The sequence below is a fragment of the Hymenobacter jejuensis genome, assembly GCF_006337165.1.
Taxonomy (GTDB): domain Bacteria; phylum Bacteroidota; class Bacteroidia; order Cytophagales; family Hymenobacteraceae; genus Hymenobacter; species Hymenobacter jejuensis.
Map to the genome: position 1 here is coordinate 1,266,769 of NZ_CP040896.1, position 14,318 is coordinate 1,281,086.

The window sequence follows — 14,318 nt, forward strand, 5'->3', positions numbered from 1 at the left end:
ACGCGGCTTATAAAACAACAGAACATCTATAAACTTCCAATAACCCAATTACAGAAAGCAACACTTTAGACAGTGTAACTTGCCGCTTCATTTAGCTTCAGTTTATGCTTGCCACTTTGCTTCGTACTACCCTTGGGCGCTTGCGCATTATTGGTTTTTTGGAAGGTCTTTCGTTTCTGACACTGCTGGGAATCGCTATGCCCCTGAAATACCTGGCGGGCCAACCACAAGCGGTGCGCATCGTGGGCATGGCGCACGGGCTGTTGTTTGTGCTGTACGTCGTGTTGGTGATTCAGGCCAGCATCGAGTACGGCTGGCATTTTCGTAAAGCCTTGCTGGCGTTTTTTGCCTCGGTGATTCCCTTCGGCACCTTTTGGGCTGACAAGAACTTATTCCGGAACGATGCGCGTGAATAGGCAAATTGCCCCCAACTACCGCATCTTCATAATAAGTTAATAATCAAGCATTTATAAAAATAGGCAAATACCCAGCTTTGATTAGATGCTTACTGGGGGTTTGCATTAGCTGAGTAATTGTACTTGGTCGTATCACCGGCGTCTCAGAACAGCCTCTAAGCCAACTACCTAAAACGCCGACGGCTCCTGCATGCAGGAGCCGTCGGCGTTTTAGGTAGTTGGGATACTTACTTCTTCATCGAAATGGTGACCAACGTGGCTGGGCCGCTCACAGTGAACTTACACTCGTCGAAAGCCGGGGCGCTAAACTTGGGGCGGATATTGTTGGAAAAGGCATACGGCTCCGTCGGAATGCCCAGCATGTTCTTGTCCACCAAATCGTTGTCGTTCAAATCCTGCGTCAGTGCGACGGCCCACTCGCCGTTGGTCAACTCGATGGGCAGCGTAATCTGTTTTTGGCCGGCAGGCTTCACGTACTTGAGCAACGTATAGCGGCCACGCTGCAGGAAGTTTTCCTTCACGTTGTAGAAATAAAGTTTCAACGTAGCCTTGGTCGAAGGAAGATCCGTGACGACCACATTTACTGCTGAGGTTGCTACGGGTAGGGTCGCTGTGTGCGGCGTTGCCAAAGGCCCCAGTAAGCTGGCACCAACGGATAAGAAAGCTACTTGAAGAGAAATCATAGACAAAAAGCCAAGTGGTGATTACAAGCTAAGCATAAACCAAGACCTTCGCAAGAAAGCCCCCCTTACGCTAGCTGTCCAACGTGCTGTTGGTCTTCCGCCTAGACGCAACCATTTGCTGTTTAGTTTCCGGCCGCTGCAATTGCCTCACAATAGTTGCAGCCTAGCGTTTGTTTTCAAGCCTGCTTTTCATTGAGCAAAGATTTCCTCCGCGCCTCAGCATAAGTAAGTTAGGCCAAGCCTATTTCGGCATGTAGGTAATAAAGCAGCCGATATTCTCGATTCTAGACAACTCTCTCGTTTTCGGACAATTAGCTGCCTCCTTCAGCGAGTGATTCTGTGCGTTTAGCTGCAAAAAAGGCGCATTAAACGAATAGTACAAGTTGAGGGTGATAAAAAATCTATGTTTGTCAAGGGAAGATGTTTGCCAAGACATGTCTTGATTTTAGACAAAAATATTGCAAGAGCAGGGAAAATAGTTAACGCTGTTAAATGCTCAAGATTTGTACAGTAGCAATCAAGAAATAATATAAATAATCTCATAAAATTTTAAACTTTATATTTATGAATTATATAGTAAGCCTTACTTATTTAATCAAATATGTTACCAAGGGTCATGGATTGCGCCAAAAAATTTTGATTGCCCAATCAGCTTATTATCAACATATTATACATAATATTGCTATGGCAAAAAGAAATGCAGGCCTACGATCTGTAGAAGTCCTAACAGATTAGTTTAAAACATTTCTTCACAAAGTTTCTTGTACTTAAAACCGATGTGCTTCTCTACTTCGTAAGCATGCGGCAACACAGAAGAAATTCCTATAGATTTTTACTCTGCTCGGTATAGTCATATTGTTTGATAATTTGTTTTCTGTTCCTTTTCCATTCCAGGTATTGTTTCTCTGCACTTCACCATCACTGGGTCATATGAAAAAAATCTACTTATTACTTTATCTGTCTGACGAACCTTCTCATCAGCCTATTCAGCAGACTGACCTGGAGCATATCTACCTGCATTAAATTACTGTGAATCAGCACGATAAGCCTTCACTCAGTTTAATACTCGGGTGATCGTGCTTTGCTAAGTTATCGCGGCGTTTGCCTCCCAATACTTCCGTAGCCACAAGGCGTTGCAGATCGCTGCTAGCGCTTTCGAACTACTGTTTTGCCCCTACCGTCCAGTCGGCTCACCTAGCCGATCTCCTTTTGCAACCTTGTTTTACCAGTTTTATGCGTCGGTTTTCATTTCTCTTTCTAGCTCTATTAGCGGGTTGTACGTACGAAAATGCCGAGGAATTGGCGCCTAAAATCCCCTGTACTACGCCCGACGTGGTGTCGTACTCGCTGTCGATTTCGCCGCTGCTCGACCGCAATTGCCGCACCTGCCACAATCCAACGCTGCTCACGGGCGGCGTGAACCTAGAAGATTTTGCGGAGCTTAAGCGCCGGGCCGGTACCGGCCAGCTCATTGGCGTGGTCAGTCACGCGCCCGGATTTGCCCAAATGCCCAAAGACGGCGCCAAGCTTTCGGAGTGTGATATTGAGTTGTTGAGAAAGTGGGTAGATGCTGGAGCGCTTAATAACTAAGTGTGGCCTCTTGCTCTAACCCCATGAAAAACAGCTATTGGTGGTTTTTGCTCATGCTTTTGCTCTGCACCATTTCGGAGGCCGAAGCGCAAAAATACCTCACCCGCAACGGCGTAGTTACCTTCTACTCCACGAGCATCATCGAAGACATTGAGGCGCGCTCCGACCAGATGGCGGCGCTGGTGGATTTGCAGGGCAGTCAACTGGCTTTCACGCTGCCCATCAAGTCGTTTCAGTTCAAGCGCACGCTGATGCAGGAGCACTTCAACGAAAACTACATGGAATCGGGGAAGTACCCGAAATCCTCGTTTTCGGGCCGCATCACCGATCTGGATGCCAACGCCCTGTTTAAGGGTGGCTCACAACGCGTTACGGTAGAAGGCGACCTCACCATTCACGGCGTTACCAAGCACATATCGGTGCCTGGATCGCTCGAAATGCAGCACGGTGCCTTATTGGTACACGCTTATTTCAGCGTCGCGCCGGCCGATTACAACATCGAGATTCCGCTGCTCGTGCGCGAAAACATTGCCAAAGTGGTGGGCATTCGGGTGGCCCTGTCGTGCGACCCGGTTTCGCAGCTCACCCTATCCAAATAACTCCTCATTTCCTCTACCTATGCATCGTTACCTCTACCCATCTTGGGCCCGTTTGGCCTTGCTGTTATTGCTTGCCGGCTTGGGCTGGGCTACTCCAGCGCTCGCCCAAGACGACTTATTAAATCAGCTTGAAAATCAAGAAGCAAAGACAACCACCACGGAGTATGTCGATGCGACTTTCAAGAGCACGCGCCTGATCAGCGGCCACACGGTGCAGACGCCGGGCCAGGGCACCATGGTGTTTTTGATCTCGCACCGCTTCGGCACGCTCAACAGCGGCGCCTACAACTTCTTCGGCCTCGACCAGGCTACGCTGCGCTTAGGCTTTGAATATGGCCTCACCGATCGCCTCACCATGGGCGTGGGACGCAGCTCGCTGGAAAAAACCTTCGACGGATTTCTCAAATACAAAGCCATCCGCCAGAGCACGGGCCTACACGCAATGCCGGTTTCGGTGACGCTGTTTGCGAGCTCGGCCCTGAATTCGCTGAAGTACAACGACGCCTTCGATCACACCTTGCCGCGCCGCATGGCCTACACGTACCAAGCCCTGATTGCCCGCAAGTTCAGCGCCGATCTGTCGCTGCAATTCATGCCGACCTTGGTTCACAGCAACTTAGTAGCCACCACCCAAGACCACAACGATGTGTATGCACTGGGCTTTGGCGGCCGCCAAAAGCTGACGAAGCGCACGTCGATCAATGCCGAATACTACTACCTGCTGCCCGACAGCAAACCCAACGGCGTACGCAACGCCTTAGCGCTGGGCTTCGACATCGAGACTGGTGGCCACGTGTTTCAGCTACACGTGACCAATTCGCAGGGCATGATTGAGAAGTTTTTTGTGGCCAACACGCGGGGCAACTTCTTCAAAGGCGACCTCTACTTCGGCTTCAACGTGAACCGCAACTTCACGATTCGGCCCAAAGGCGAATTCCGCAAGTAAGCATTACCATTCATCTCAAATACAACACATTAATTACCAACAACTTACAAAAAACATGTTTAAAAAGTTTACTTCTGCTGCAGTACTCATCGTCGGCTTAGCTGCTTTCACCGCTTGCGACAAAGACAACAACACTACGCCTGCCAACGACACCGTGCAGCTAACGGCTTCCCTAACCGGTGCGCAGGAGGTACCCGCCAACGCCTCTGCTGGCACGGGCTCGTTTACGGGTTCTTATAACAAGAGCACCCACGTTCTCACGTACACGGTTACATATCAAGGCATTACACCTACCATGGGCCACATCCATGCGGGAGTTGCCGGGCAGAATGGCGATGCCTTCGTGCCCTTCTCAAATGTAGCTTCGTCGCCCATAACGGGCACGGCTACTTTGTCGGATGCTAGCGCCAACAGCCTGCTGTCGGGCGCTTACGTTAACTTCCACTCCTCCGCTTATGCCGGCGGCGAAATCCGGGGCAACATTACAACGAAGTAATCTCCGCAGCCGCGGAGTCTAATCCGGCCTTCTTTTATGCAGCGAAGTTGATTTCAGGCCGAATGTCTGAAACTGGCTTCGCTGTATTTTTAAATCCAACCCTGTCATTTTCTGATGCTTACTTTCACCAGAGGCAAAAGCCTGCTTGTGGTTGTTGTGCTGATTTTGCTCACTTGGGCGAGTTGGGAAGATCCGAGCCTGCATGATTATGTGGAGCCGGTCAGTATCCTTCAACTTCAGATCGATGGCCTCCGAACGCCGCCGCAAGCGGTGCATCTGCAACAGCAAATGGCTGCGGTGCCGGGCGTCGCGGCCTGCTCCATCAATGCGCGCACGCAACTGGCGACTCTGCTGTATCACGCAGGCACCGTTTCGGAAGCCGAGCTGCTGCGCGTAGTATCGGTGGGCGGCGTTTTCGCGGTCGCGAAGCTAGAACCAGCACCCCGAACTGACGAACGCCGCCAGTGCCCCGTGCCGCCCGGCTACACGACCGCGCTGGAGCGCATCCGGTTTGCCCTGAACTTACGTCGGCTATTCGTGCGCATTTAAAGCAACTCATTGTTTACTTCTCTTTCCATCAATAATTTAATGCAACAACTTCGACTATCGCTGGCGCTGCTGGCTGTCACGCTGTTTCTCTTCTCCTGTGGCCATGAAGCCACCCCCGCGCCCGCCACGCTCTATAACCGCATTGGCCAAGCCGATGGCATTGCCAAAATCGTCGACCAACTTATCGCCAACGTCGGGGCGGAAACGCAGCAAACTAATACGGTGATGCTACGCACGCACAAACCAATGCTGGATGCGGTCAGCTCCGGCGCCGACCCTACGCGCTTGCAGCGCCTGCGCAACCATTTCATCGATCAGCTGGGCGAGGCCACCGGCGGACCGCTGAAATACACGGGCATGAACATGCTGGCCGCCCACAAGGGCATGATGATCACGGAAAATGAGTTTGCCGTATGGCGCCAAGCCGCGGTTTCTTCGTTGGCTACCAACCAGCTTCCGACCAAAGAAAAAGCCGAACTGCTGGCCATTCTGGACGCTATGAAAGCCGATGTGGTAGGTCACTAAACCCGGAATAATAACACTTGTCCGGCTGGCTTTGGCCAGCACAAAAAAGGGAGCACGTAATCGTGCTCCCTTTTTTAATTTCGCAACTTATTAATTATTAGCCATTTACAATTAATTTGTTTTCGCCTCCCGAAGGATGCGGGAGGTGACCAGCAGTTGGCCCAGATGGCGGGTCGTGTGCTCGGCGGCGTGCACCAGCAGCCCCAGTACGGTAGAGGGAAGCTGCGCCCGGCCTACGCCGCGTGCTTCGAGCAGGGTGTCCGGGTCGGTTTGGCGGAGCTGCGCGAGCATGCGCTCTACTTGCTCGTCGAAAGCCTGAACCAAGTCGAAGACGTGGCAGGGCGGCTCCGGACAATGGCCTTCGCCAGACAACGCTTGCAACTGATTGTCGCTCAGGGCGTGGCCTTGGGCATAGGTACCGAGGCGGTCGAGTACGCCGGTGAGGTGCTGCAGGTGAAAGCCCACGGACGCGACGCCAGCAGGACGCGCCCAGAGTTGGTCCTCCGGAAAATCGAGGAGGGCAGCATCCAGTTCTTCGCGGGCCTGCAGCAGGGCGTGTGCCACGGGTTGCAGCAGCGGCGGCACGTTGGGCAGCGGCCCGCGCAACCATACTTCGCGGGGGTTGGTAGAGGTCATGAAAGCATAACGGCAAGGTGCCCGAGTTGTTGGAATTCCTGGGTCAGCGTGCCCGAAACGCACCTTATTTTTTTGGAGCTCGACTGTGATGCCGCCCTTTAAAACCCATCTCGCAGCATGTTAAATTGAAAGATTATCAAAAATCTTCTATTGATAATCAGATAGTTACCAAAAAATGCGGAGATTCATGGTTCGCGCTCCTACCACCTGCCTCTATTCCTTCAACCTCACTTACCCTAATCTATGAGAAAAAACTGCTCTATTGACCTGACCTCTACTCGCTTTTTCACTCCCCGAAGCCAAGCTGTGGTTTTTCTGCTGTGCTTGGCCAGCCTGTTCACGGCTTCTACCGCGGCGTTCGCGCAGGTGCGCATTATGCCTTTGGGCAATTCCATCACGCAAGCCGACCACAACCACGATAGCTACCGGCGGCCGTTGTGGTTTAAGCTCAAAGACGGCGGCTACAACGTCGATTTTGTAGGCAGCCAAAATAGCAGCTTTAATGCTCCGTCGCCCCACCCCGATTTCGATCTCAACCACGAAGGGCACTGGGGCTGGCGGGCCGACCAAATCTTGGGCTCGGTGCAAGATTGGGCCACGGCCAACACCCCGGATATCGTGCTGATGCACGTGGGAACCAACGACATGCTGCAAGGCCAAAGCGTGGAAAGCACGCTTGACGAAATTTCGCAAATCGTTGATCGACTGAGGGTTGCAAACCCCAGCGTCAAGATTCTGATGGCCCAGCTCATTCCTACTACGCAAAGCGGGCCCAACGCCAACCTGAACATCCTCAACAGCTTAATCCCGGGTTTGGCCAGCCAAAAAACCACGAGCCAATCGCCCATCATCGTAGTAGATCAGAACTCGGGCTTTGACGCCTCCACGCTCACGTACGATGGCATTCATCCTCGCGAAGGCGGCGAAGAACTCATGGCCAGCCGCTGGTATCAGGCGCTACAAGCGGTGCTTGCCACCGGAGTGCCTGCCCCAGCTCCACCAGCACCTTCACCGCCCGCGCCAGCTCCTGACCCTGCCCCCATTGTGTTACGCGAAGCCGACAACCCCAGCAATGTGGTCAACGGCTTGGCCTACCGCTACTACGAAGGCAGCTGGAGCGCTCTGCCCGATTTCAACAGCCAAGCGACTGTAAAGCAAGGCACCACGAATGCTTTCGACCTGAATGTAGGCGGCCGCGCCGACAACTTTGGCTTCCGCTACACGGGCTACATCGAGGTACCCACCGATGGCGAGTACACCTTCTACACCTCCTCCGACGACGGCAGCCAGCTCTTCATCGGCAGCCAGTTGGTAGTTGACAACAATGGTATTCACGCTGCCCAAGAGCGCAGCGGCGTCATCGGCCTGAAAGCCGGCAAGCACGCCCTGACCGTGACCTTCTTCGAGCGCGACGGCGGCGAAACCCTGGCCGTGAGCTATCAGGGGCCCGGCGTGGGCAAACAACCGGTGCCGGCTTCGGCCTTATTTCGGGAGAATACGACGGCAGCGCCTTTGCCGGGAGCGTTCTACCGCGCCATCAATATCGACGGGCCGGCACTTACCATCGACGGGCATAGCTGGCTTGCGTCGGATGGCAACATTGACGTGAGCGGCCAAAACGGAGCATTTTCCGACTTCAGCATTGCCCTGAACCCCGGCACCGATGCCGAGCGCGCCACCATGCTTCGCTCTTCGGTGTGGGGCGGCAACACGACGCTCAACGTCCTCAACGTCGACAACGGCACCTACGACGTATTTTTGTATGTGTGGGAAGACAATTCGCCGGCGACTTTCGGCATCCACCTCGAAAACAAGCTTGTGGTAGCGGAGCACAATTCGGGCGAAGCAGGCCAGTGGAGTAAGCTTGGTCCCTTCCGCGCTGAGGTCAGCGATGGCAACCTGACGGTCAGAACCACCGGGGGTGACGCCAATCTTTCCGGCATTGAGCTATGGCAGGCGGCCCCGTCTTCCCTGCAAGCCGCGGCGGGCGTAGCTTCGCTGAAAGGCCCAGCCGGTTCGGGCAAAGGCCTGCAAGTATATCCGCAGCCGCTGCGCCGGGGTCAGGAGGCGCTGAATCTGGAGTTTGCGGAGCTTCAGGGCCCAGCGCAAATTACCATCTACGACCGCACCGGCCGCCAAGTGTACCAAGCCAAAGCCATCGGCCAGCACCGGGTGCCAAGCCAAGCGCTCCCCGCCGGCCTCTACCTGATTTCGGTCAACGACGGGCATAAAACCCTTACTTCCAAGCTGGTCATAAACTAGCTCTGGTCGAGCTTGGTCTTCAAAAAGGGCAGCCGGTCGGCTGCCCTTTTTTCGTGCTTCAGAAGCGGCTTTATATGCGGAGTTAATGCCTATTTTTAGCTTTTACCCAAAAACATCTTACATGCATAAATTATTGATTATAAGTAATTTACAAAATAACGCAACCCAAGTTGCAGTCTAGCAACCGAGTTCGGCGAAAGCGTGAGGGCAAGCCCCTGCGCAGTGCTAACGTTTATCGGCTCAGCGGGGGCTGGTACTTGCGCAAAAAAGGCTTAAAACCAACTACTAACGTAAACTGTCGCCGCTTTCTCCATGTTGTTAGCCAGCCAAAGTTGTACAACAAACGTCAGAGAGCCCCAAACCTCCGCCTCATGTCCATCACCTCTCAAGTAGACTTAGCCGGCCTTCAGCGCATCAGCGAAGCCGTCGGTATTACCCTTAAACAAATGCGCGAGTACGCCCAGCCGGGGATGACGACCAAAGAGGTAGACGAATACGGCGGACGCATTCTGGCTGCCTTGGGGGCCAAATCGGCTCCGCGGCTTACCTATGGTTTTCCGGGCTGGACGTGCATCAGCGTGAACAACGAAGTGGCGCACGGCATTCCTTCGACCCGCAAAGTGCTGCAACACGGCGACTTGGTGAACATCGACGTATCGGCGGAGATGGGCGGCTATTGGGCCGATAACGGCGGCTCATTTGTGCTGGGAGCCGATGTGCACAACCACCAGCCGCTGGTCGATGCCTCCCGGCAGATCTTGCGCAAGGCGCTCAACCAAATCAAAGGCGGGGTGCGCATCGCCGAGATCGGGCGCCTGATCGAAAGCGAAGCCCGCCAGGCGGGCTACAAGGTCATCAAGAACTTGGTCGGGCACGGCGTCGGGCGCAGCCTGCACGAAGAGCCCAAGGAAATACCCTGCTACTACGACCGCTACAACCTGAAGCGCTTCAAGAAGAACTCAGTGGTGGCAGTGGAGACGTTTATTTCCACCCGCGCTACGCTGGCCCATCAGCTCAGCGACGGCTGGACGCTGGCCACCAAAGACGGCAGCTTCGTGGCTCAGCACGAGCATACCATCGTGATTACCGATGACAAGCCCCTTATCCTCACGGAGGCGAACAGCATTTGGGAGTAAGTAACCCCGGTTGCGGCTGCTTTTCAGATAAGCCGGCCAGGACCTACGACGGCCAGCCCGCAGGCAATCATGGCGTTGTGCGCGCAAAATCGGTGGCCGGGCCTTACCTTTGCGGCATGTTGGAAGTCTCTCTTCGCGGTGCTACAATGCCCGTTTCTCCTTTTCGGAAGCTGATGCCGCACGCGGAGGCGGCCCGGCAGCGGGGCCTCACGGTGTATCCGCTCAACATTGGCCAGCCCGATATTGAGACGCCCCCGGCGATGCTAGCCGCCGTGCAGCAGGCCGATATCCGGGTGCTGGAGTACAGCCCCAGTGCGGGCAACGAAAGCTACCGGCGCAAGCTGGCCGCGTATTATCAGCGCGCGGGCATTCCGGTTACGGCCGAGGATATTCTGATTACAACGGGGGGCAGCGAAGCCATTTTCTTCGCTTTGATGAGCTGCCTCAACCCTGGCGACGAGCTGATCATTCCGGAGCCGTTTTATGCTTCTTACAACGCCTTTGCCGTGGCGACGGGCGTGCACATTGTGCCGGTTACCTCGCACATTGCCGATGGCTTTGCGCTGCCGGCCATTGCGGAGTTTGAGAAGGTGATCACGCCTCGCACCAAGGCCGTGCTGCTTTGCAACCCCAACAACCCCACGGGCTACGTGTACAGCCGCGCGGAGCTAGAGCAACTTCGCGACATCTGCCTGCGCCACCATTTGTATCTGTTTTCCGACGAGGCATACCGCGAGTTTTGCTACGACAGCACCTACGTGAGCGCTATGCACCTAAGCGGCGCCGACGAACACGTGGTGCTGCTCGACACGATTTCGAAGCGTTACAGCGCCTGCGGCGCGCGCATGGGTGCTTTCGTGACCAAGAACAAGTCTTTGATTGCGGCTGCCCTCAAGTTTGCGCAGATGCGCGTAAGCCCGCCGGGCCTGGCGCAGCTGCTGGGCGAAGCCGCTACCGACTTGCCCGAAACCTATTTTCACCATACCAAAGCCGAATACGTCAAGCGCCGCGACCTGATGGTGAGCCGGCTCAACGCCATGCCGGGCGTGTTTTGCCCCTCGCCGGGCGGCGCCTTTTACGTCATTGCGCGCCTGCCCATCGACGACAGCGAAGCGTTTGCAATCTGGCTGCTGGAAACTTTCTCTCACCACAACCAAACGCTGATTGTGGCCCCGGCTACTGGTTTTTACAGCACGCCGGGCTTGGGCAAAAACGAAGTTCGGCTGGCCTACGTGCTCAACCGCGATACGATGAACAAGGCCCTCGACTGCCTCGAAAAAGCCTTGGAAGTGTATCCGGGCCGCATTGGGTAAGTAGCAGGCCGCGTTAATTTGTAGAAGGCGGAAGCCCCCGTAAATTACGGAGGCTTCCGCCTTCTCATTTTCACGCCCTTACTATGGATAATCCTGATTTTGAAGTAGTTACGACACTCACAGTGGTACGGCGAGGAATCTGGATGCCCGATTATGAGCTTCAGAATGGCGAAATCGTAGTCGGGACGTTGAAGCGGCAAAGCATCTGGCAGCCACTGACCGAAGCCAGCACCCCCGCCCAAAGCTGGACGTTCAAGCGCATCGGCTGTTTTCATCGGAAAATTACAGTGCGGCCGGCTGGGGCACCTACCAATAGTGCGCTCGTCAGTAGGCAGTGGAACGGCCAGGCCGAGATTGTTTTCGCCAACGGCAAGCAGTTTTACTTCCGCAAAAAGAGCTTCTGGAGCACAACATGGCAGTGGCGCACTGAGACAGGCGAAGTGCTGGCCGAATTGCGCCGCACCTTTACTCTCACGCCGCAAGTAGGACTCACGCGGCTCTCGGCCTTGGGCACTACGTTGCCCGAAGCCCCTTTGCTCTGCTTGTTGGGCTGGCATCTCATCCGCATAGCCGCCGGCCACCGCAGGCAATAGATTGACTATCAAATAATTATATTAATCATTTCTTTTTGCGATAGTTGCCCTGCACGAAACCGGCACGAGCATTGGTGCCGCGGCCATGTCGAACAACCCCCGTTTAAACTTGAAGGGTAACTCGTAGTCCAACGGGCCGTGAACGTGGTGCCTATTGTGCTTCACAAGTAATATATTACGCCTTTCATCAACTTTTCTTCTCGCATCTTATGCCCGTTCAGCAAGCTTCCTCGGCGGCCGTCGCTCAGAAAAAATACTCCCTGGCCATGCGCATCTGGCACTGGAGCAACACGTTTGTCGTTTCGTCCCTCCTGACCACCATTTTCTTTCTGTTTGTGGTGCTCAAGATGAAGACGGTCGGCCCGGCATTTCAGGAAGCGCTGCAAAAAACCGGTGTCACCGTCACCCTCGACCAAGCCCGCTCCCTGACGCGCATCGTCAGCCACCGCATCTGGGACTGGCATATTTATTTGGGCCTCACGCTGGCGGTGCTGTTGCTGTTTCGCACGCTGATGGAATTTATGCAGCCCGCGGCGCAACGCTTCTCGCGGCGCTTGCAGGAGGCCAAGCAGCACTACCGCGAACGCGGCGCCGACGTAAAAGACGCGCGCCACTCGTTGCTGGTAAAGTACTCGTATGTAGTGTTTTACATCATGTTGGCCGTCATGGTAATCACCGGCTTGCTCCTGGTGTACGCCGACGATGTAGAGGCCTTGCACAAAATAGAGCACACCGTTAAGGAGGTGCATAATTTCAACATGTACCTGATTATCGCGTTTGTGGCCGTGCACATTGTGGGCGTGGTATGGGCCGAAGTAACCAAAAACAAAGGCATCGTATCGGGCATGATCAACGGCGACGACTGATCGGGTTTTTGCGTTCAGAATTATCCGCAACCGCGTTGGGCTTTGGCTTGGCGCGGTTGTTTTTTATTGCCGTTGAGGTGCCCGGTGGTGCGGGCCTTCGTGTACCTTTATTGGAGCGTTTTATTTCACCCGTCAGTCTCCTTGTTTCTATGCGCAAGCATTTAGCGGGCCTTGCCCTCACCCTTACAACTATTTGTTTATCAATTAGTTGCCCACACACCGTTGAAGCCCAAACCCCGGGTCCCAACCGCTTCGTAACCGACAGCCTCGACAGCTACATTCAGCGCGGCTTGCGGCAGTGGCAGATTCCGGGGCTGGCCATCGTAATTGTCAAAAATGGCCAAGTGGTAGTGGCCAAGGGCTACGGCACGCGGGCCGTGGGCAAAAACGAGCCCGTGGATGCCAACACGCTGTTTATGATCGCCTCCAACAGCAAGCTGTTTACGGGCACGGCACTGGCCAAGCTGGAAGACGAGAAAAAGCTGTCGCTCAACGATCACGCGGTGAAATACTTGCCTGGTTTCCGGCTTTACGACTCGACGGCCTCCCGGCTCGTAACCGTGCGCGATCTGATGGGCCACCACTTCGGCACCAAGACGTTTCAGGGCGATTTTACTTTCTGGGACTCCAACCTCAGCCGCGAGGAAATCATTAAGCGGATGCGGTTGCTGAAGCCCAATGGTGAGTTCCGGAAGGATTACGGCTACTGCAATGCGGGCTTCGTGGCTGCCGGCCAAGTGATTCCGGCCGCAACGGGCGGCACCACTTGGGAAGCCTATGTGCAGCAGAATTTTCTGCTGCCTCTGGGCATGACCAATACCTACACGGGCACAGCCGGCCTCGCGCAGCGGCCGAACGTGGCCATCCCCTACTCCAATACCTACGGTCCGCTCGCACCCGTGCCCTTCGACGAGATCGACAACTTAGGGCCTGCCGGTGGCATCGTTTCCAACGTCGCGGACTTGGGCAAGTGGCTGAAAATGCAGCTCGATAGCGGCCGTTACGAAGGCAAGCAAGTGGTAAGCTGGGCAGCAGTGCGCAAAACCCGTGACCCCAATACGCTCCTGTCCACTCGCAAGTCGACGGCGTTTCCGATGCACTACATCACCTATGGCTTGGGCGTGTTTTCGGGCGACTACAACGGCAAGCAAATCTACTGGCATACGGGCGGCGCCACAGGGTTTGTAAGCAACACCTGCTTCGTACCCGAAGAGCAGATCGGCATCGCCATCCTGACCAACAACGACAACCAGAGCTTTTTCGAGGCCCTACGTTATCAACTGCTAGACAGCTATTTGGGTGTGCCGTACACCAACCGCAGCGCCCAACTCCTGAAAGGTGCCCGCGAAGAGGAAAAAGCCCTTAAAGCAACCGTAGCCCGCCTGAATACGCGCGTGAAAAAGAATAAGCCCGCCCTGGCCCTCAGCGCCTACGCCGGCAATTACACGCACCCCTTATTCGGCCCCATCACCATCGAGCAAAAAGGCAAGCAGCTGCTCGTACGTTTTGCAACGCACCCCGGCCTCACCGCCACGCTCGACTACATGGACGGTCAGGAATTTCGCACCACGTATTCCAACCTGACCTTCGGTATTTATCCGGCCGTGTTTAAGGTCGAAGGAAATAAAATCTCGGGGGTGGAATTAAAGGTGAATGACTTTCTGGAATACGATCCTTACTTTTTCACGAAAGGGTAAAAGCTTCATTT

At 54.7% G+C, this 14,318-nt stretch carries 15 protein-coding genes; 13 read left to right on the forward strand and 2 right to left on the reverse strand.

The genetic code is table 11. From position 1 onward, the window contains the following. Window positions 1–104 precede the first annotated feature (104 nt). Complete coding sequence (locus FHG12_RS05005; RefSeq protein ID WP_139514683.1) at window positions 105–416, forward strand: DUF3817 domain-containing protein; 312 nt, start codon at window positions 105–107, stop codon at window positions 414–416. A gap of 227 nt (window positions 417–643) precedes the next feature. Here the strand turns inward: FHG12_RS05005 and FHG12_RS05010 are convergent, their stop codons facing one another. After that, entirely contained in the window at window positions 644–1,099 is a 456-nt protein-coding gene (locus tag FHG12_RS05010) for a DUF2141 domain-containing protein (protein WP_139514684.1), read from the reverse strand. Window positions 1,100–2,332: 1,233 nt separating this feature from the next. Between FHG12_RS05010 and FHG12_RS05015 the strand changes: the two genes are divergently transcribed. The 6 genes from FHG12_RS05015 (at window position 2,333) to FHG12_RS05040 (ending at window position 5,804) form a co-directional block, all read left to right on the forward strand. After that, window positions 2,333–2,689, forward strand: coding sequence for a cytochrome c (locus FHG12_RS05015; RefSeq protein WP_139514685.1), 357 nt, complete (start codon window positions 2,333–2,335; stop codon window positions 2,687–2,689). 23 nt (window positions 2,690–2,712) lie between these two features. Further along, window positions 2,713–3,288, forward strand: coding sequence for a YceI family protein (locus FHG12_RS05020; RefSeq protein ID WP_230471296.1), 576 nt, complete (start codon window positions 2,713–2,715; stop codon window positions 3,286–3,288). 19 nt (window positions 3,289–3,307) lie between these two features. After that, entirely contained in the window at window positions 3,308–4,234 is a 927-nt protein-coding gene (locus FHG12_RS05025) for a DUF5777 family beta-barrel protein (RefSeq protein WP_139514686.1), read from the forward strand. Window positions 4,235–4,289: 55 nt separating this feature from the next. Then, window positions 4,290–4,730: a CHRD domain-containing protein gene (locus tag FHG12_RS05030; protein ID WP_139514687.1), complete on the forward strand. Its 441-nt coding sequence runs from the start codon at window positions 4,290–4,292 to the stop codon at window positions 4,728–4,730. Between the two features lie 114 nt (window positions 4,731–4,844). Beyond that, window positions 4,845–5,279, forward strand: a complete 435-nt coding sequence (locus tag FHG12_RS05035) for a hypothetical protein (protein WP_139514688.1) — start codon at window positions 4,845–4,847, stop codon at window positions 5,277–5,279. 39 nt (window positions 5,280–5,318) lie between these two features. Beyond that, window positions 5,319–5,804: a group I truncated hemoglobin gene (locus FHG12_RS05040; protein ID WP_139514689.1), complete on the forward strand. Its 486-nt coding sequence runs from the start codon at window positions 5,319–5,321 to the stop codon at window positions 5,802–5,804. 111 nt (window positions 5,805–5,915) lie between these two features. Here the strand turns inward: FHG12_RS05040 and FHG12_RS05045 are convergent, their stop codons facing one another. Beyond that, window positions 5,916–6,440 (reverse strand): DinB family protein, encoded by a 525-nt coding sequence (locus FHG12_RS05045; protein WP_139514690.1) that lies wholly within the window; start codon window positions 6,438–6,440, stop codon window positions 5,916–5,918. Window positions 6,441–6,683: 243 nt separating this feature from the next. On the opposite strand from FHG12_RS05045, the gene FHG12_RS05050 reads away from it, so the two are divergent. From FHG12_RS05050 to FHG12_RS05075, 6 genes are all read left to right on the forward strand, one after another. Further along, window positions 6,684–8,702: a PA14 domain-containing protein gene (locus FHG12_RS05050; protein ID WP_139514691.1), complete on the forward strand. Its 2,019-nt coding sequence runs from the start codon at window positions 6,684–6,686 to the stop codon at window positions 8,700–8,702. A 371-nt stretch (window positions 8,703–9,073) separates the two neighbouring features. After that, on the forward strand, window positions 9,074–9,838 hold the full coding sequence (gene map / locus FHG12_RS05055) for a type I methionyl aminopeptidase (RefSeq protein WP_139514692.1): 765 nt from the start codon (window positions 9,074–9,076) through the stop codon (window positions 9,836–9,838). Between the two features lie 116 nt (window positions 9,839–9,954). Beyond that, on the forward strand, window positions 9,955–11,151 hold the full coding sequence (locus FHG12_RS05060; RefSeq protein ID WP_139514693.1) for a pyridoxal phosphate-dependent aminotransferase: 1,197 nt from the start codon (window positions 9,955–9,957) through the stop codon (window positions 11,149–11,151). An 83-nt stretch (window positions 11,152–11,234) separates the two neighbouring features. Continuing rightward, a complete protein-coding gene (locus tag FHG12_RS05065) occupies window positions 11,235–11,744 on the forward strand; it encodes a hypothetical protein (protein WP_139514694.1) in 510 nt (169 codons plus the stop codon). Between the two features lie 209 nt (window positions 11,745–11,953). Next, window positions 11,954–12,610, forward strand: coding sequence for a cytochrome b/b6 domain-containing protein (locus FHG12_RS05070; RefSeq protein WP_139514695.1), 657 nt, complete (start codon window positions 11,954–11,956; stop codon window positions 12,608–12,610). A 149-nt stretch (window positions 12,611–12,759) separates the two neighbouring features. Continuing rightward, window positions 12,760–14,307, forward strand: a complete 1,548-nt coding sequence (locus FHG12_RS05075) for a serine hydrolase (protein ID WP_139514696.1) — start codon at window positions 12,760–12,762, stop codon at window positions 14,305–14,307. The last annotated feature ends 11 nt before the right edge of the window (window positions 14,308–14,318 follow it).

Bases quoted from the DNA above. Each gene is read 5' to 3' on its own strand.
- FHG12_RS05010 (WP_139514684.1), bottom strand. From the start codon at position 1,099: ATGATTTCTCTTCAAGTAGCTTTCTTATCCGTTGGTGCCAGCTTACTG.
- FHG12_RS05045 (WP_139514690.1), bottom strand. From the start codon at position 6,440: ATGACCTCTACCAACCCCCGCGAAGTATGGTTGCGCGGGCCGCTGCCC.
- FHG12_RS05015 (WP_139514685.1), top strand. From the start codon at position 2,333: ATGCGTCGGTTTTCATTTCTCTTTCTAGCTCTATTAGCGGGTTGTACG.
- FHG12_RS05060 (WP_139514693.1), top strand. From the start codon at position 9,955: ATGTTGGAAGTCTCTCTTCGCGGTGCTACAATGCCCGTTTCTCCTTTT.
- FHG12_RS05070 (WP_139514695.1), top strand. From the start codon at position 11,954: ATGCCCGTTCAGCAAGCTTCCTCGGCGGCCGTCGCTCAGAAAAAATAC.
- FHG12_RS05005 (WP_139514683.1), top strand. From the start codon at position 105: ATGCTTGCCACTTTGCTTCGTACTACCCTTGGGCGCTTGCGCATTATT.
- FHG12_RS05075 (WP_139514696.1), top strand. From the start codon at position 12,760: ATGCGCAAGCATTTAGCGGGCCTTGCCCTCACCCTTACAACTATTTGT.
- FHG12_RS05040 (WP_139514689.1), top strand. From the start codon at position 5,319: ATGCAACAACTTCGACTATCGCTGGCGCTGCTGGCTGTCACGCTGTTT.
- FHG12_RS05030 (WP_139514687.1), top strand. From the start codon at position 4,290: ATGTTTAAAAAGTTTACTTCTGCTGCAGTACTCATCGTCGGCTTAGCT.
- FHG12_RS05050 (WP_139514691.1), top strand. From the start codon at position 6,684: ATGAGAAAAAACTGCTCTATTGACCTGACCTCTACTCGCTTTTTCACT.
- FHG12_RS05025 (WP_139514686.1), top strand. From the start codon at position 3,308: ATGCATCGTTACCTCTACCCATCTTGGGCCCGTTTGGCCTTGCTGTTA.
- FHG12_RS05065 (WP_139514694.1), top strand. From the start codon at position 11,235: ATGGATAATCCTGATTTTGAAGTAGTTACGACACTCACAGTGGTACGG.
- map (WP_139514692.1), top strand. From the start codon at position 9,074: ATGTCCATCACCTCTCAAGTAGACTTAGCCGGCCTTCAGCGCATCAGC.
- FHG12_RS05035 (WP_139514688.1), top strand. From the start codon at position 4,845: ATGCTTACTTTCACCAGAGGCAAAAGCCTGCTTGTGGTTGTTGTGCTG.
- FHG12_RS05020 (WP_230471296.1), top strand. From the start codon at position 2,713: ATGAAAAACAGCTATTGGTGGTTTTTGCTCATGCTTTTGCTCTGCACC.